At 71.3% G+C, this 17,516-nt stretch carries 14 protein-coding genes; 8 read left to right on the forward strand and 6 right to left on the reverse strand.

The features are described from left to right. The first annotated feature begins 163 nt into the window (after positions 1-163). Entirely contained in the window at positions 164-1,492 is a 1,329-nt protein-coding gene (locus ACIA8L_RS25370) for a condensation domain-containing protein (protein ID WP_395908682.1), read from the forward strand. Here the strand turns inward: ACIA8L_RS25370 and ACIA8L_RS25375 are convergent, their stop codons facing one another. Beyond that, the gene (locus ACIA8L_RS25375; RefSeq protein ID WP_395908684.1) at positions 1,493-1,984 is read right to left on the reverse strand and encodes a DinB family protein; all 492 of its coding nucleotides are present in this window, start codon (positions 1,982-1,984) and stop codon (positions 1,493-1,495) included. Positions 1,985-2,208: 224 nt separating this feature from the next. On the opposite strand from ACIA8L_RS25375, the gene ACIA8L_RS25380 reads away from it, so the two are divergent. Continuing rightward, positions 2,209-3,078, forward strand: a complete 870-nt coding sequence (locus tag ACIA8L_RS25380; RefSeq protein WP_395908686.1) for a type 1 glutamine amidotransferase — start codon at positions 2,209-2,211, stop codon at positions 3,076-3,078. 138 nt (positions 3,079-3,216) lie between these two features. Here ACIA8L_RS25380 and ACIA8L_RS25385 read toward each other — a convergent pair whose 3' ends face one another. From ACIA8L_RS25385 to ACIA8L_RS25395, 3 genes are read right to left on the reverse strand one after another with little or no spacing between them, the layout of a single operon-like run. Beyond that, a complete protein-coding gene (locus tag ACIA8L_RS25385) occupies positions 3,217-4,494 on the reverse strand; it encodes a low temperature requirement protein A (protein WP_395908688.1) in 1,278 nt (425 codons plus the stop codon). A gap of 10 nt (positions 4,495-4,504) precedes the next feature. Beyond that, entirely contained in the window at positions 4,505-6,730 is a 2,226-nt protein-coding gene (locus tag ACIA8L_RS25390) for an MMPL family transporter (protein WP_395908690.1), read from the reverse strand. A gap of 29 nt (positions 6,731-6,759) precedes the next feature. Then, positions 6,760-7,935: an AbfB domain-containing protein gene (locus ACIA8L_RS25395; RefSeq protein WP_395908692.1), complete on the reverse strand. Its 1,176-nt coding sequence runs from the start codon at positions 7,933-7,935 to the stop codon at positions 6,760-6,762. 413 nt (positions 7,936-8,348) lie between these two features. Here ACIA8L_RS25395 and ACIA8L_RS25400 point away from each other — a divergent pair, with 413 nt between their 5' ends. Beyond that, complete coding sequence (locus ACIA8L_RS25400) at positions 8,349-9,218, forward strand: LLM class flavin-dependent oxidoreductase (protein WP_395908694.1); 870 nt, start codon at positions 8,349-8,351, stop codon at positions 9,216-9,218. Positions 9,219-9,329: 111 nt separating this feature from the next. Then, positions 9,330-10,295, forward strand: a complete 966-nt coding sequence (locus ACIA8L_RS25405; protein WP_395908696.1) for an LLM class flavin-dependent oxidoreductase — start codon at positions 9,330-9,332, stop codon at positions 10,293-10,295. A 270-nt stretch (positions 10,296-10,565) separates the two neighbouring features. Here the strand turns inward: ACIA8L_RS25405 and ACIA8L_RS25410 are convergent, their stop codons facing one another. Further along, positions 10,566-11,309, reverse strand: coding sequence for an IclR family transcriptional regulator (locus ACIA8L_RS25410; protein WP_395908698.1), 744 nt, complete (start codon positions 11,307-11,309; stop codon positions 10,566-10,568). 29 nt (positions 11,310-11,338) lie between these two features. Here ACIA8L_RS25410 and eda point away from each other — a divergent pair, with 29 nt between their 5' ends. Both eda and ACIA8L_RS25420 read left to right on the forward strand, forming a co-directional pair. Next, a complete protein-coding gene (gene eda / locus ACIA8L_RS25415) occupies positions 11,339-11,983 on the forward strand; it encodes a bifunctional 4-hydroxy-2-oxoglutarate aldolase/2-dehydro-3-deoxy-phosphogluconate aldolase (RefSeq protein WP_395908700.1) in 645 nt (214 codons plus the stop codon). After that, positions 11,980-13,077 (forward strand): sugar kinase, encoded by a 1,098-nt coding sequence (locus ACIA8L_RS25420; protein WP_395908702.1) that lies wholly within the window; start codon positions 11,980-11,982, stop codon positions 13,075-13,077. Before eda ends, ACIA8L_RS25420 begins: the two co-directional genes overlap by 4 nt. 5 nt (positions 13,078-13,082) lie before the next feature. Here the strand turns inward: ACIA8L_RS25420 and ACIA8L_RS25425 are convergent, their stop codons facing one another. After that, positions 13,083-14,318, reverse strand: a complete 1,236-nt coding sequence (locus tag ACIA8L_RS25425; protein WP_395908704.1) for an ROK family transcriptional regulator — start codon at positions 14,316-14,318, stop codon at positions 13,083-13,085. A gap of 295 nt (positions 14,319-14,613) precedes the next feature. Here ACIA8L_RS25425 and mmsA point away from each other — a divergent pair, with 295 nt between their 5' ends. After that, the gene (mmsA, locus tag ACIA8L_RS25430; RefSeq protein WP_395908706.1) at positions 14,614-16,173 is read left to right on the forward strand and encodes a multiple monosaccharide ABC transporter ATP-binding protein; all 1,560 of its coding nucleotides are present in this window, start codon (positions 14,614-14,616) and stop codon (positions 16,171-16,173) included. Continuing rightward, the gene (gene mmsB / locus ACIA8L_RS25435) at positions 16,170-17,468 is read left to right on the forward strand and encodes a multiple monosaccharide ABC transporter permease (RefSeq protein WP_395908708.1); all 1,299 of its coding nucleotides are present in this window, start codon (positions 16,170-16,172) and stop codon (positions 17,466-17,468) included. The genes mmsA and mmsB overlap by 4 nt, the downstream gene beginning before the upstream one ends. Positions 17,469-17,516 lie beyond the last annotated feature (48 nt).

Below are 17,516 nucleotides of genomic sequence, written 5' to 3' on the forward strand. Positions count from 1 at the left end.
CACGCCGTTTCGCAGCATCTGCGATTTCTACCCAACCACCACCGGACGGGTCGCTCAGGGTAAGGACCGACGAGCCGGACAGCCCGCCACATGGGTTGCTGCCCGGTATATGGGCTTTGGACGGACGTCGACAACCTTCGTATCGATATATGAGACTGCACATGTGGAGTCGAAGGTCGCCTTCGGGGGCGCGCGATCGGGGACCGGGGCGGCGACCTGGGGGCAGAGCGCGATCTGGGACGTGGTGCGCACGCTCGGGGACGACGCGGCGCGATACAACGTCAGCGGCGGCCTGCCGATCGACCCGCCGCTGCCGCCCGACCGGCTGGCCGAGCTGATCCGCACGCTGCTGCTGCGGCACGACTCGCTGCGCACGACCCTGCGCTGGGACGGCGACCGGCTCGAGCAGGTCGTCGCCGCGGCCGGGGCGGTGCCGCTGCACACCCGCGAGTGCGCGCCCGGCGACGTCGTCGAGACCGCCTACGCCCTCTACCCCGAGCTGCAGGGGCGGCCGTTCGACGCCGAGCGGGACCTGCCGATCCGGGCCGGGGTCGTGACGAGCGGCGGGCGGGTGCGGTACCTCATCCTGTCCCTCGCCCACACCGCGTCCGACGGCTGGGGCCTGCGCACCCTCCTGGCCGACGCCGCCGCCCTCGCCGCCGGGCTGCCCCTCGCCGCCGGCGAGCGGACCCAGCCCCTGGAGGAGGCCGCGTTCCAGACGTCGGACAAGGGCCGCCGCCGCGACGCCGCCGCCCGCCGGGCCTGGCTGGACAAGCTCACCCGCGGCCCGGCCAGCCAGTTCCCGGCCCGGACGGTGCATCGGGCTGAGCGCCCACCTTCGGCCGCGTTCCCCAACGCCGTGCTCAACTCCCCCGCCCTCGGCCTCGCCCTGGACCGGGTCGCGGCCGGCCTCGAGGTCAACCAGAGCGCGGTCCTGCTCGCCGCCACGGCCGCCGCGGCCGGCGCGCTCGGCGGGGCGCCCGACGCCGTGTTCCAGGTCGTGGTCAACAACCGGTTCCGGCCGGGGATGGCGGGCGCCGTGAACACGATCGCGCAGGAGGGCCTGCTGCTCCTGCCCGAGTCCGGGGCGGACTTCGCGGACCTGGTCCGGCGCACGTTCGGCGCGGCCCTGTCGGCCCAGCGGCACGCGTACTACGACAAGCTCGCCCTCGGCCGGGACATCGCCGGCCTCGGCGCCCCGGCCGACCACTCCTGCTTCGTCAACGACGTCCGCGGGCTGATGCCGATCCTCGGCTACGCCCGCCCGGCCGCCGAGCCCCTCACCGCGGCCCGCGAGCGCACGACCCTGACCTGGCCCGTCGAGCACGCGCCGCGGCCCGGCACCACCTTCGCCCTCGACGTCCAGGACGCCCCCGGCAGCCTCGAGCTGGCGATGACGGCCGATGCGGCGGTACTGCCCCGCCCGGACATGGAGCGCTTCCTCTACGGCATCGAGGACCTCATCGTGAACCACGCCCTCGCACTGGTGTGATCAGCCCCATTGCCGGCGGACGTCCATGAGGTGGTGCTCGCCCTCGTGGACGGTGTGCTGCCCCAGCCAGAGCAGCGTGCGCGCGACCGGATGCGGCCACGGATACAGCCCGGTCCGTGCGAGCTCCGCCGGCCCGAGCGCGGCGAACGCCGTGGCGAGAACCTCCGCGGCGGCCCCGAGCGCGTCGAGGACGGCCGCCGGTTCCTGCCGGTTGTACGCGGCCGTCACGGCGAGCTCGTCGCGGCCCATCGGCGCGAACTCGGGGACGTCCGTGCGCAGCGCCAGGTCCAGGCGCTCCCGCTGCACCCGCAGCACATCGCGCACGTGGCAGGTGTACTCCAGCGCCGACCACACCTCGGGGGCGGGCCGCCGCCGGAGGTCGGGCACACCGGCCAGTGCCTCCGTGAACCGGCCGGCCAGACCACGAAGCCGCGGGGGTACCTCGTCCGCCCGGGCGGTGTAGCCGAAGCCGCACTCCACGCATTGATCCACGGCGGCCACGGTACCGGCCCGCCCGGCCGACCCGCAGGTCCAATACAGCTCCCGTGGACCGCCCGCCACGCAGGCCGGACGCGGCCCGCGGTCGGGTGACGTCAGGTCTTGTCAGGACTGTTCCGCCTATCGGGTATTTGCGGAAACCGAAGCGCAACCTTAGGGCTATGCTCCACAATCGGCCCCGACCCAGCCGACGATCCGCCGTGGAGGCGATGCCCAGCATGACGGCTCACGCCATCGACCACCGTGCCGCACGGCTGACCGGCGCCCGGCGCCCGCTCCACGTCCGCCAGCGGTGCCGGCTGCTGTTCCTCAACATGCAGGAGCAGGCGCCGCTCCGGGAGATGGGCCTGACGCCATACCGCGACTGGATCGCCGAGGTCACCCGGCTGGACCCGGACCAGATCCACTGCGTCAACGTCGCCGACGGCGAGGCACTGCCCGACACGATCGAGGCCCACGGGATCATCGGCAGCGGCTCCGGGCACTCCTCCTACGAGGAGCTGCCGTGGATCCGGCGCACGAAGGAGTTCCTGGCCACGGCCCAGCGCCGCGGCGTGCCCGAGCTGCACATCTGCTGGTCGCACCAGGCCAAGGCGGAGATCGCCGGTGCCCTGTCGAAGGTCGGCCACCAGGGCCGCCGCTTCGGCATCGAACGCCTCACCCTCACCCCCGCCGGCCGCCGCGACCCGCTGTTCCGCGGCCTGCCGGACGCGTTCGACACGTTCACGTCACACGTCGACGTCGTCTACGACGTGCCGGCGGTCAGCGAGTTCGGCCCGGTGACCGAGCTGGCCTACGGCGCCTACCGCAACGAGGCCCTCGCCATCGGCGCGACCGCCCGCACCCTGCAGTTCCACCCGGAGATGACCGCCGGCGTGGTCGCCGCCCTGGCCAAGGTCCGCCGCCGGCAGCTCGTCGCCGAGGGCCAGCTGGGCCCGTCCGACGCCGACTACGCCGCCTTCCTGGAATCCCTGGACTGGGCCGACGCCCAGATCCGGGCCCGGATGCGCACGCTGCTGGACAACTGGATGCGCTACTACATCGCCCCGGTCCTGTCCCCACCGGCGATCGGCGCGCTGCACGGCTAGACCTGTTGCCCAGCTGGCCGCCGGCGGGGTCGGGCACCTCGCGGTGCGGCTGGTCCGAGCGCTCGGCAGCGACCGCGTGGTGGCCGTGACCGGATCGGGCGGCAGGGCGGAGTTCCCGCGCGAATGCGGGTCGCCGAGCTAAACCGGGCCCTCGACCTCGTGGCCGCCCGGCGCAATCTCGGGCGGGTCGTCGTCCGCTTCGGCTGAGGTAGCACCGCCGGAGACGCGGCGGTAGGCGATGTGCCACAGGGCCGTGGCCAGGACGACGGCCAGGAGGGCCCAGGCCCGCAGGGGGCCGGCGAAGACCGCAGCGGCCGTGCAGACCAGGACCGAGGGCACGCCCCAGCCGAGGACCCAGCGCCAGGGCGCGCCGCCGCGGGCGCCGAGGACCGTGGCGGTCAGGAAGTACAGGGCGGCGCCCGTGCACAGGACGATCCGGGCCGACGGCTCCACGTGACCCTCGGGGTGGGCGGCCAGGGAGCCCAGACCGGCGGCGATGACGACGATCGAGACCGTGGTCAGGTAGTGCGCCGGCATCGTCAGGCGCAGGGCGAAGACGCGGACGCCGTAGGTCGGGGCCGAGCTCGGGCCGTAGCGCAGCGTCAGCCACCACAGGGCGACGAGCAGGCCGAAGCCCAGCACGAGGACCGTGAACTCGGGCCGGCGCCACTGGCCGACGTCACCGGTGACGTCGGCGGCCGCGTTGACGAGCTGGGCGACCGCCTCACCCAGGACGATGATGACGAACAGGCCCAGGCGTTCGCCCAGGTGGGGGCGGTCCGGGTCGGCCGCCTGGAGCTGCAGGACCCGGCCGACCTCGCGCTCGCGGTGGTGGCGGCGCAGGGACCGCACCCGTTCGCTGCGCTCCTCCTCCAGCAGGGCCTTCGGGTCGCGGGAGCGCACGACGGAGAAGAAGACGTCCAGGACGATGCTGGTGATCCACAGGCCGTAGCGGACCCGCTCGTCCTCGTAGTCGCCCAGGGAGGCGAACCACGGGATGAGACCGGCGGCCTGCTGGGCGGTGGGCCACTCGGTCATGAGCCGGTTCGTGCGGTTGAACGAGATGTTGGCCAGGATCCGGCACGCGATGTACGCGATCACGAACGCGTGCACCTCGCCGTGCTCCATCAGCGGGACCGACGCGGCCATGACGGCGATGCCGAACATCGCCAGGAGCATCGAGCGCTGGCGGGTGCGGACCCCGGTGACGTTCGCGTAGAGCGTGAACGTGGTCCAGACCGTCCACATCGCGTAGTAGGCGACGCCGAAGACCAGCACCTTCTCCCAGGTGATGTCCTCGTGCAGCAGGTGCGCGAGCTGGGCGACGGCGGCCACGACGACCAGGTCGAAGAAGAGCTCGAGCCAGGTCGCGTGGCGCTCCTCGGCCGGTGCGGCGGCCGCGGCGGGTTCGGACATGATCGTCACCCTAATCGACGGTGACGGTTTCCCGATCCGGGGCCGGTGCGGGCAGGGGGTGTTCGCGCAGGCCGACGCGGTCGTGCAGGCGCCGCAGCGGTCCGGGCGCCCACCAGTTGAACCGCCCGAGCAGCGTCATCGTCGCCGGCACCAGCAGGCAGCGCACGACCGTCGCGTCGATCACGACCGCGGTCAGCAGGCCCAGCCCGACCTGCTCGATCTGGCCGAGGTCGGCGGCGGCGAAGCAGGCGAACACGACGACCATCAGCAGCGCGGCCGAGGTGATGATCCGGCCCGTGTGCTGCAGGCCGCGGCGGACGGCGGTGTCGGTGTCGTCGCCGCGCTCGACATACTCCTTGATCCGCCCGAGCAGGAACACCTCGTAGTCCATGGACAGGCCGAACGCGAACGCGAACACGATCACGACGACGAACGGGTCCAGCCCGCCGGTGGTGAGCGTGTGCAGGACGCCCGAGCCCCAGCCGTGCTCGAACACGGCGACCATGACACCGAACGTCGCTCCCAGGGAAACGACATTGGCAAGAACGGCCTTCACCGGTACCACCACAGAGCCCGTCATGGCGAAGAGGAGCAGGATCATCGCGATCAGGGTCACGGTGACGGCCCCTGGGAGGTCATCGACGATCAGCCCGACCAGGTCGACGAGCGTGGCGGCGTCGCCGATCACCCAGGACTGGACGCCGGCGGGACGGTCGGCGCGCAGCCGGTGCACCAGGTCCTTCGCGGCCTGGTCCTGGGAGCCGCCCTTGAGGGTCAGGTCGACCGTCGCGACCCCGTCGCCGGCCGGCTTGGCGGGCTGGACGCCGCCGACCGCGGGGTCGGACGTCCACCGGGCGGCATACGCGTCGAGGGACGCCGCATCGGTGCGGGCCACGACCGTGACCACCGGCTTGTAGGTGCGGCCGTAGCGCGCGGCGAGCTCGTCGGCGACCCGGGCCGACTCGATGCTGCGCGGCACACCCTCCAGCTTCGGCAGCTTGATCGTGGCGCCGAGCAGCGGCGCGCCGGCCGCGAGCAGCAGGACGGTGGCCCCGGCGGCGACGAGCACCGGGCGGCGCTGGACGAACCGGGACAGGGCCGCGAAGAAGCCCCGCTCGTCGTCGCGCTGCTCGCCCGCCTCGTGTTCCCGCGGTTTGGCCGCGTCGGGGTCGCGGGCCTTGGCCGCCTTGGGCCGGATCCGTTTGTGCAGGACGCCGACCAGCGCGGCCGTGAACGTCAGCGCGGCCAGCATCGCCACCACGGCGACCGAGACGCCGCCCACGCCGAGCGCGCTGAGCTGGTGGATCGAGAACATCAGCAGGCCGGACAGGGCGGCGGCGACGGTGAGCGCGCTGAAGAAGATCGTGCGGCCGGCCGTGGCCCAGGCCCGGCCGATCGCCTCCTGCGGCTCGAAGCCGGCCGCGACCTCCTCCCGGTAGCGGGCGACGAGCAGCAGCCCGTAGTCGATCGACAGGCCGAGGCCGAGCAGCGTCACCACCGTGACGACGTTCGGGTCCAGGTCGGTGACCCGGCTGAACAGCCACAGCAGCGGCATGGCGGCGGCCACCGACACCGTGGCCGCGAGCACCGGCAGCCCGGCCGTGACCAGCCCGCCGAACACGAACACCAGCACGACGAGGGTCAGCGGCAGCGAGATCAGCTCGGCCCGGCCGAGGTCGCCCTGCTGCGCGGCCCGCAGGTCGGCGTTGAGGATCGGGTTGCCGCCGACCTCGACCGTCGCCTGCGGCACCCCCGCCGCGTCGAGATCCCCGTCGACCTTGTGCAGCCGGTCCCGCAGCGCGTCGAGGACCTTGTCGCGATCGCCGCGGTCCAGCTTCTCCAGGGCCACGACCACGAGCAGGCCCCGCTGGTCGGTGGCCAGGTATGCGGGCGCCCTGGCCGGCTCGACCGAATACGGGGTGGCCACCGACGTCACGCCGGCCGAGCGGCCGAGGTCGGCGGCGGCCGTGTCGATCGCGGTGCGCACGGCCGGGGCCTGCGGGTCGACGCCGCCGACGAGACCGATGACGGTGCCGCTGGAGCCGTCCCCGGTCGCGATCGCGTCCATGCCCTCGAACGTCTCGACGTGCTTGGGGGTGCCCGGGTCCGCGATCGCGCTGAAGACCGGCCCGAACGTGAGCCCGCCCAGCACGACCACGACCAGCCACACCCCGATGACCGTCCACCGGTGCCGGAAGCAGAACCGCCCGATCCTCGCCACCACCCCGAGAGCCATGCTTGACAGCTTCTCATTGGGAGCGCTCCCTATGGTGCCCAGGGTGATGCGACGGCCCACGTGATGTCGGGGACGAAGCTGCCGGTGCCGTCCTGCGCCGCGGTGCCGCCCGGCGTCGCCAGCCAGAGCTCGGCGTTGATGTGGCGCAGGTAGGAGCCCGGGAAGTTCCAGGACGCCAGGCGCACGCCACCGGACCCGGTCTTCGGGCACCAGGTCGCGTCGGCGCGGGTCAGGGCGGTACCGTCATCGGCACTGATCTTGACTCGGCCGTTCTGGTGGCGCAGGTAATAGGCCGGGAAGTTGCGGGACTGCAGGCTGTAGCAGCCACCGGCGAGCCCGGCCACCACCTTCCAGGTGGCGTCCTGCTTGAGCAGCGCGTCGCCGGCCGCCGACACCACCTCCGTGTAGCCGAGGCCGTTCTGGTGCCGGACGTACCGGGTCGTGCAGCAGGCCGTCGTCGCCCGCAGCGAGATGTACGAGTTCGCGGGCAGCGTGGTCGCGTTCCCGTCGTCGCCGGCCGAACCGGGCACGGCCGCCATCGCCGACGCCCAGCGCGCCGCCATCTTGTCGTAGCCGCCGCGGGTGGGGTGCACGCCGTCGGCCAGGTCACCGGGGGTGAGCGCGGCGTGCATGTCGACGAAGTGCACCTTCGCGCCCTTGCCGGCCACGATCCCGGGCAGGGCGGCGTTGAACGCACTGGCGTTGGCCTCCCGCGCCGCGTCGGCGAGGGGAATGATCGACGCGACGAACACGTCGGCGTTCGGCGCGGCCGCGCGCACCTTGTCGATGAGCCCCGACAGCCGCGCGGGGGCGCCGCTGAGGTTGTAGTTCTGGATCACGTCGTTGGTGCCGAGATGGATCAGCACGCTGCGCGGGGCGGTGCCGCCGACCCAGGCGGACGCGTTGGCGTCGACCTCGTCGATCCGCCAGCCCGGATGCCCCTCGTGGTCGTGGTCGGGCAGGTCGGCCGGCCCGTTGAACTGCGAGCCGACGAAGTCCACCGGGTGCCCGGCGTTCGCGAGGGCGCGCCACAGGTTCATCCGATACCCACCGGGCACATTGAAGCCGTCGGTGATCGAGTCGCCGAGCGGCATGACCCGCACGCCGCCGTTGGACTCGGCGTGGGCCGCGGCCGGCGCGACCAGCAGCGCCGCGACGGTGGCGGCGGTCGCGGCGAGCACGGTGAGCAGAGGTTTCGTGAACATCCGGCGCATGGCGTGAAGCTATGCGTTCGTTTCATTGTTGTAAATATTTGAATTTTGTGTGATCTTGTAGGGCTGCTTGTGTCGTGGGGTCGGCTGCTGGGTCGCAGGGTTCGCCGCTGTGCGTTTGGAGTCGCCGCCGTGCGTTGGAGCCGCCGCCGTGCGTTGGAGCCGCCGCCGTGCGTTGGAGTCGCCGCCGTGTGTTGGAGTCGCCGCTGTGGGTTGGGGTAGGCTTTCGGCGGAACTCCGAATTCCGGGCCCTGGATGGACGTCGCAGGTGGGCTCGGGACCCCTCGGGCGGCACCGGCCTCGTCGATAGAGGCGTCGTCGGCCGGCTGCGATTCGCAGCAGTCGCGGGGAGGAGGTGGCGACAGCGCTGTTTGCTGCCCATCTTCACTCTCTGGGAGTACCGAATCATGAAAATCGGTCTTGGCCTGCCCATCAGCGACCCCGCGCGCCTGCCCGAGTGGGCCCGCCGCGCCGAGGCGGCCGGATTCGCCTCCGTCGCGCTGCTGGACCGGCTCACGTACGACAATCCCGAGCCGCTGATCGCCCTGTCCGTCCTGGCCGGGGCCACCACGAGCATCCGGCTGCAGACCGAGGTCCTGCTGGCCCCGCTGCGCGCGACGGCCGTCCTGGCCAAACAGGTGGCCACCCTGGACCGCATGTCGGGGGGTCGGTTCACGCTGGGTGTGGGCATCGGCGGCCGCGCCGACGACCACGCCGCCGTCGGCGTGCCGCTGCGGCGGCGGGGCGCGCTGATGGACGAGATGCTGGCCGACCTGCGGACGATCTGGTCGGGCGCGCCCTATCCACAGACCCCGATCGGCCCGACCCCCGCCACCCCCGGCGGCCCACCCATCCTGATCGGCGGCTTCGCACCACAAGCACTGGCGCGGGTCGCCCGCTTCGCGGACGGCTTCCTGTGCGCGGCCCCGCTGCAGTGGGCCGGCGGCCTGGTACGCACCGTGCAGGACCAATGGGCCGCCGCCGACCGCCCCGGCCGCCCCCGCCTGGTGTGCCAGATCAACGCCGCCACCCCCGCGACCGCCGACCGAGCCCAAGCGGCCGCAGCGTCGTACTACGCGTTCACCGGCCGCGAGGGCTGGGGCGCCCCGATCAGCGCCCCGACCCAGCTGGCCGACACCGTAGCCGCGTACGCTGCCTTCGGCGCCGACGAACTGATCCTGTACTGCTACGCCGACCACCCCGACCAGGTAGAAACCTTGGCGAACACGGCGAGTGAGGGATTGTCGCAGCGCGTGATGGGCGAAAGTGCGAATTAGTTTCATCTGTTACGGTGTTGAGAGACGGAACGGCGGCACCGGACCCGCACTGTGTTGTTCAATCCGAGCACGCCTCGTTCTCCTCATGCAGAAGGCAGGCGAGGTTCAGCGATGGCGCGTGTCGGGGTGATGCTCCCGCGGGACCTGCCCGCGAACCAGGTCCTGACCTACGCCCGGGAAGCCGAACGGCTCGGGTTCGACGAACTCTGGGTCGTGGAGGATCTCGGCTTCCGCGGCGGGGTGGCCCAGGCCGGAGCGGTGCTCGCCGCCACGTCACGGATCGTGGTCGGCATCGGCATCCTGCCGGCCGGGGCCCGCAACGCCGCGTTCGCCGCGATGGAGCTCGCCACGCTGGGCCAGCTGTTCCCGGGCCGGCTGATCGCCGGCATCGGGCACGGCATGCCCGACTGGATGCGGTCGGTCGGCGCCCACCCGGCCAGCCCGCTCACCCTGCTGCGCGAGTTCACGGTCGCCGTGCGCACGCTGCTGCGGGGTGAGCCAGGGCCGGCGGCGGGGCGGTACGTGAACGTCGAAGGGGTCGCCATCGGGGAGGTACCGGCGGTGGCGCCGCCGGTCGTCCTGGGCGTGCGCGGGCCGAAGTCGATCGCGGTCGCCGGGGCGGTGGCGGACGGGCTGTTGCTGGCCGAGCCGGCGGCGCCGGCGTACGTCGCGGAGTCCATCAAGCGCATGGCCGCGGCGGCTGAGCATTCGGGTGTCGGCGCGCCGGAGGTGATCACGTACGACGCCGCGGCCGTCGGGCTCGATGGCCGGGCGGCTCGTGATCTCGTGCGGCCGGGGCTGGCTTGGATCGGGGAGGCGGACTGGGCGCCGCATCTGGCCCCGCTGCCCTTCGCGGCCGACCTGGCCCGGCACCGCCAGGCCTCGGGGAGCCGGGCGGAGTTTGCCGCGACGATGCCCGACGAGTGGGTGCGGGCGCTGGCGCTGGCCGGGACGGCCGAGGAAGTGTGGGGGCAGATCGCGGATCGGCAGGCCGCCGGTGCGACCAGTTGTGTGTTGATTCCGGCTGAGCCTGACCCGCTTGCGGCCCTCGCCCGGCTGGCCTCGGTCCTGCCCTGACGGAGCCGACCTCGGTAGGGCTCGGACCGGCTGCGGGCTGTGGCCTGTTTCGCAACCAAGGTAACGCTGCGGAGGGCCCCGATCCCTCGCCGGGGCCGGGCCGGCGAGGCCGGCGAGCCGGCGACGCTGCGCGGTCGGGCCACACCAGGCGCTGCGCACACATCGGGCGGAGCGCTGCAACGGCCGGATACGACCTCGGTAGCCGACCTCCCCGCGCCACGCACGGAACGCCTTGGCTCAGCCGACCGGCGTGGCACTGTCGGGCAGGTCCTAGAGGAAACGCTTGGCGCTGGAAGCCTTGCTCACGGCCTCCTCCAGGGCGGTCGCTATCTCGTCCACTGTGGACGGGGCGATTCTCGTTCTGGGGATGGACAGGCTGATCGCGTCGGTGATCGGGTCGCGTATGGGGACGGTGCGGGCTATGCAGACGATGCCCTCGGTGTTTTCTTCGCGGTCCACGGCGTAGCCGCGGGCCCGGATTTCGGACAGTTCGGCGTGCAAGGCCGCGCGGTCCGTGATCGTGTGCGGGGTCAGGGGTGGTAGTGGGGTCGGGAGCAGGGCGTCCACCTCGGCCGGCGGGCGGGTGGCCAGCAGCGCCTTGCCCAGGGCGGTCGCGTGGGCGGGCAGGCGGCGGCCGATCGCGGAGTACAGGCGCAGTGGGTGGACCGATTCGCGTTTGGCCACGTAGGTGATGTCGGGGCCGTCCAGGCGGCCCAGGTGCGTGGTTTCGCCGAACCTGGCGGCCAGGTCGTCCAGGATGCCGGACAGCAGGCCCACCGTGTCGTCGGCGTCCAGGTAGGCGGCGCCCACCTGGAGTGCCTTCAGGCCCAGGCGGAAGCGGGTCTCCGTCGCCTCGATCCAGCCGCGGGCGGTCATCGTGCGCAGGATGCCGTGCAGGCTGCTCTTCGGGATGTCCAGGCTCCTCGTCAGCTCGGACAGCGTCGACGGGCCCGCGGCGGCCAGGGCTTCCAGGATGTCCAGGGTCCGGTCGGCGGACTTCACGGGTGTGGTCACGCGACCTCCGGTGCACTATGGTCACATATGTGACCGACGTTCATCATACTGAACAGACCCCCGTGGTTGAAGTTGTCGCCGCCAAGAAGATCGTGCCCGTTGTCGTGCTCGAGGATGCCGCCGACGCCTCGGACCTGGCTGACGCGCTCGTCGCCGGTGGGCTGGGCTGTGCCGAGGTGACGTTCCGGACCGCCGCCGCGGCCGCCGCCATCGCGGCCATGGCCGAGCGGCCCGGGATGCTCGTGGGTGCGGGGACCGTGCTCACCGCCGCCCAGGTCGACCAGGCTGTCGACGCCGGCGCGCAGTTCATCGTCAGCCCCGGCTTCAGCGCGACCGTGGTGGCACGGGCGCAGACCAGGGGCGTGCCGGTGTTTCCGGGTGTCGCCTCGCCGTCCGAGATCATGCAGGCGCTTGACGCCGGCCTGGACATCGTGAAGTTCTTCCCGGCCGAGCAGCTGGGTGGAGTACCGATGCTGAAGGCGCTTTCCGCACCTTTTCGCAATGTCCGGTTCATCCCGACCGGTGGGGTCAACACCGCGAACCTCGCCTCGTATCTGGCGGTCACATCGGTGCTCGCCGTCGGTGGCACGTGGATGGTCGCCCCGGAGCTGCTCGCCGCCCGGGACTGGGCCGCCGTCACCGCCCGTACCAAAGCCGCCCTGGAGGTTTTGTGATCGCCGTCCGGCCGGCCGAGGAGTGCCGCTACGACCTGATCTCGCTCGGCGAGGTCATGCTCCGCCTCGACCCGGGCGAGGGGCGCATCCGCACCGCCCGGCAGTTCCGCGCGTGGGAGGGCGGCGGCGAATACAACGTGGCCCGCGGCCTGCGCCGCTGCTTCGGGCTGCGCACCGGGCTGATCAGCGCGTTCGCGGACAACGAGGTCGGCCGGCTGCTGGAGGACCTGATCCTGCAGGGCGGCGTCGATACGACGTTCGTGCAGTGGGTTCCGTATGACGGGATCGGCCGGACGGTCCGCAACGGCCTCAACTTCACCGAGCGCGGCTTCGGTGTGCGCGGCGCGGTCGGCGTGTCGGACCGGGGCCACACCGCGGCCGGTGCGCTGCAGCCGTCCGATGTGGACTGGGAGCACCTGTTCGGCACGCTCGGGGTGCGGTGGCTGCACACTGGGGGGATCTACGCGGCGTTGTCGGAGACGACGCCGGACGTCATCGAGGCGTGTCTGTCCGCGGCCCGCCGGCACGGCACCGTGATCTCCTACGACCTCAACTACCGGCCGAGCCTGTGGAAGGCGATCGGCGGTCAGGAGCGGGCCCGCGAGGTCAACCGCCGCCTGGCCCCGCTGATCGACGTGATGATCGGCAACGAGGAGGACTTCACGGCGTCGCTCGGCCTCGAGGTGCCCGAGACGGATCTGCACGGCGGGGGTGCCCTCGAGTCGGCCAACTTCCGGACGATGATCGCGGCGGCCGTGGAGGCGTATCCGAACTTCCAGGTCGTCGCGACGACGCTGCGGGGCGTGCGCACGGCCACGGTGAACGACTGGGGCGCGATCGCCTGGGCCGACGGGGACTTCGCCGAGGCCACGCACCGGCCGGCGCTGGAGATCCTGGACCGGGTCGGCGGCGGCGACAGCTTCGCGTCGGGGCTGATCTACGGGCTGATGACGTTCGGGGAGCTGCGGACGGCGGTGGAGTACGGGGCCGCGCACGGCGCGCTGGCCATGACCACGCCCGGCGACACGTCGATGGCCAGTCTCAAAGAGGTCGAGGCCCTGGTGAAGGGCGCCGGCGCGAGGGTACAGCGATAAATGGCTCACCCGGCCAGGAGCGACGAGACCTGCGGGGAGTAGGTCGCGTGCAGGACGAGGGCGGCGCCGCCGATCACGGCGGCGTCGTCGCCGAGGGGTGACAGGGCCACGTCGACGGTGCGGATGCGCCGGGCGATGGCCCGCTCCCCCAGGGCCCGCACGACCGCCTGGCGGAACTGGGTCTCCACGTGCCGGATGCCGTGGCCGCCCAGGATGATCAGCTCGACATCGACGATGTTGACGACGTTGACGGCCACCGCGGCGAGGCGTTCGGCGGCCGTGCCGATGACCTCCGCGGCGAGCGCATCGCCCGCCGCGGCCGCGTAACAAAGGGCCTGGTGATCCACAGTGGACGGTGCCCGGTTGAAGGCCCTCGTGAGAGCGCTCTCACCGCCAGCCGCCAGACGGGAGCGGGCGTCGGCGACGAGCGCCGCCGGGTTGATGAGGCTCTCGAGGCACCCGCGGTTGCCGCAGTAGCAGTCGGGGCCACTCTCCGTAACCGAGGTGTGCCCGAACTCCGCGGCGTTCATCGAGCCGCCCCGGTGGACCTGGTGACCGAGGACGAGACCGCCACCGACACCGGTGCCGAGGAAGAAGTAGGCGAAGTTCGCCACCCCGCGGCCGGCACCGGCCCAGCGCTCGCCGATCGCCGCGGCGGTCGCGTCGTTGTCCAGCGTGACCGGCAGGCCGGTGGCGTCGGCGACCATCTGCTTGAGCGGGACCCGGGTCCAGTCCGACAGCTGCGGCGGCGAGATGACCTCGCCGAGCGACTGGTCGATCGGCCCGGGCGCGGCCAGCCCGAGGCCGAGGACGCTGTCGCGGGCCACCCCGGCCTCGGCCAGGACCTCGCCGACCAGGCCGGCCATCGCGGCCGTGACCTTGGCCGGGTCCATGTCGGCCGGGGTCGGGCGGCGGGCCGTGACCAGCGGGCGGCCGAGCAGGTCGACGACCACGCAGGCCAGCTCGACCGGGTCGAAGTGCAGGCCGACGGCCCGGCCGGCGTCGGCGTTGATGCGCAGGACGGTGCGCGGTTTGCCGCCGCTGGACGAGCGGGCGCCGTCCTCGCGGACGATTCCCTCGTCGATGAGCCGGCGCACGATGCCGGAGACCGTCTGCGGCGTGAGGCCGGTGTGCTCAGCGATCTCCACGCGGCTGGTGCCGTCGGCCAGCTGGATCTGGTCCAGCACGACCGCCCGGTTGTACTGCCCGACCTTGGGGAGATTTGTCCCGACTTGCCGCACCCAGCCTCCTGCCTACGTACCGTTACCTACATGATGCCCTGCGCCGTTGACTTAGTAAAGCAATTGGATTTAGAGTCCGACACGCGCAGCTAACATCCCGGACACGTGAGAGCGCTTCCCGGACGGCTGCGGCGACCGCCCGGGTGCTAGATCATTGCCGGATTGTTACCAAGAAACAACGGACGGGACTGGGCAGGGTCGCCACACTTGCAATAAGTTGGTCGTCACAACAAACCTGGCTGGCGACACAGCCCCTCGGAGGCAACATGATGTCGGTGACAAGGCGGCTCGCCTCATGAGCAGCCCGGGAAGCGACGCACCGATCCTGCTCGAGATGCGGTCGATCACCAAGGAGTTCCCGGGCGTCAAGGCGCTCGCCGACGTCAACCTGGTGGTCCGTGAGGGCGAGATCCACGCGATCTGCGGAGAGAACGGCGCCGGGAAGTCGACGCTGATGAAGGTTCTCAGCGGCGTGTACCCATACGGTTCATACGACGGCCAGATCTTCTACCAGGGCTCGGAAGTCCGCTTCAGCGACATCCGGGGCAGCGAGAAGGCCGGCATCGTGATCATCCACCAGGAGCTCGCCCTGGTGCCGCACATGTCCATCACGGAGAACCTGTTCCTGGGCAACGAGCCCCGCAGGAACGGCTCCTACGACTGGACGGGCGCCAACCGGCGGGCCCACGAGCTGCTGGCCCAGGTCGGCCTGCGCGACGACCCCGACACCCTCATCAAGGACATCGGCGTCGGCAAGCAGCAGCTGGTCGAGATCGCCAAGGCCTTCGCGAAGCACGTGAAGCTGCTGATCCTCGACGAGCCGACCGCGGCGCTCAACGAGAACGACTCGAAGCACCTGCTCGACCTGCTGCGTGAGTTCAAGGCGCAGGGCATCACCTCGATCATGATCTCGCACAAGCTCAACGAGATCGAGGACGTCGCCGACTCGATCACGATCCTGCGCGACGGCAAGACGGTCGAGACGCTCGAGGTCGGCGCCCAGGGCGTCAACGAGGACCGGATCGTGCGCGGCATGGTCGGCCGGGACCTGGAGAGCCGGTTCCCCGACCACACGCCGAAGATCGGCGAGATCTTCTTCGAGGTGCGCGACTGGACGGTCCGCCACCCGATCGCGGCCGACCGCCTGGTCTGCAAGCACTCCAACTTCAACGTCCGCCGCGGCGAGATCGTCGGCTTCGCCGGCCTGATGGGCGCCGGGCGCACCGAGCTGGCGATGAGCCTGTTCGGTCGCTCCTACGGCGTCTACCAGTCGGGGCAGATCTTCAAGGACGGCCAGGAGATCCAGCTGCGCTCGGTGGCCGAGGCGATCCGGCACGGCCTGGCCTACGTCAGCGAGGACCGCAAGTCGATCGGGCTCAACCTCCTCGACGACATCAAGACCTCGACGGTCGCGGCCAAGCTGTCGAAGATCACCCGCCACGGTGTCATCGACGAGGTCGCCGAGCACAAGGTCGCCGAGGAGTACCGCAAGGCCCTGCGGGTCAAGGCGCCGACCGTCGACGAGGGCGTCAACAAGCTCTCCGGCGGCAACCAGCAGAAGGTCGTCCTGGCGAAGTGGATGTTCACCGACCCCGACCTGCTGATCCTCGACGAGCCGACCCGCGGTATCGACGTCGGTGCGAAGTACGAGATCTACGGCATCATCCAGCGGCTGGCCGAGCAGGGCAAGGGCGTCATCGTCATCTCCTCGGAGCTGCCCGAGCTGCTGGGCCTGTGTGACCGCATCTACACCGTGTTCGAAGGCACCATCACCGGTGACGTCCCGCGCGCCGAGGCCAACCCGGAACTCCTCATGAAGCAGATGACCTCAACGAAGAAGATGCCGACGCGATGAGCCGACTCAAGGACCTGCAGAAGAACCTGTTCGGGGGCACCACCTCGAACGCCCGCCAGTTCACGATGATCTTCACCCTCGTGGCGATCATCATCCTGTTCCAGATCTGGACCGGCGGGCTGACCCTCAACTCCGGCAACCTGATCTCGCTGACCCAGCAGTACGCATACATCTCCGTGCTGTCCATCGGCATGCTCATGGTGATCGTCGCCGGCCACATCGACCTCTCGGTCGGCTCGGTGGCCGCGTTCGTCGGCATCATCGTGGCCAAGGCGATGCGTGACGGCGGCGTGCCGTGGTGGGTCGGCATCCTGATCGGCCTCGGCGTCGGTGCCGTGATCGGTGCGTGGCAGGGCTTCTGGGTCGCCTACATCGGCGTCCCGGCCTTCATCGTCACCCTGGCCGGCATGCTGATCTTCCGCGGCGCCAACCAGTACACCGGCAACGCCGAGACCGTCGCGGTGCCGAAGGCCTTCACCCAGATCGGCGCCGGGTACCTCCCGGAGTGGGGCCCCAACACGGGGTACAACAACAGCACCTTGCTCTTGGGTCTGGTCGCCTGTCTGGCCGTGGTGTGGCGGGAGTTCCAGTCCCGCAAGACCCGCCGGCAGATGGACGCCGAGCCGACCCCGATGTGGGTGTCGGTGCTGCGGATGGCCATCATGGTCGCGGTCATCGTCTTCGCGACGCTGCGCTTCGCCGGCGGCCGCGTCGGCACCAGCTTCCCGATCTCGGGCTGCATCCTGGCCGCGCTGGTCCTCGCCTACTCGTTCTACACCCGCAACACGCCCGGCGGCCGGCACATCTACGCCGTCGGCGGCAACGCCCGCGCCGCCGAGCTTTCCGGCGTCAAGCTGCGCCAGGTCAACTTCTTCGTCATCATGAACATGTCGATCCTGGCCGCGCTGGCCGGCATGATCTTCGTGGCCCGCTCCGGTGCCTCCGGCCCGCAGGACGGTCTGAGCTGGGAGCTGGACGCCATCGCGGCCGTCTTCATCGGCGGCGCCGCGGTCGCCGGCGGCATCGGCACCGTCAGCGGCGCCATCGTCGGTGGTCTGGTCATGGCCGTGCTGAAGAACGGCCTGCAGCTGCTCGGCATCGGCACCGACCGCGAGCAGATCATCCGCGGCCTGTTCCTGCTGCTCGCCGTCGCGCTGGACGTCTACAACAAGAGCCAGGGGCGGTTCTCGATCATCGGATCGATCATGCGCCCCTTCCAGCGGCAGGAGAACACCGATCCGGCCGCGCCCAACCAAGCCGGCCAGGAGTCAATCAAGGCTCCCGTCGGCGGCTGAAACACCTCGCCGCGCACCCTGGCGGCACGACGCCCCTATCCCCAGTAA

It is taken from the genome of Dactylosporangium sp. NPDC051541 (genome assembly GCF_044454505.1).
In the GTDB taxonomy this organism is placed as follows: Bacteria; Actinomycetota; Actinomycetes; order Mycobacteriales; family Micromonosporaceae; genus Dactylosporangium.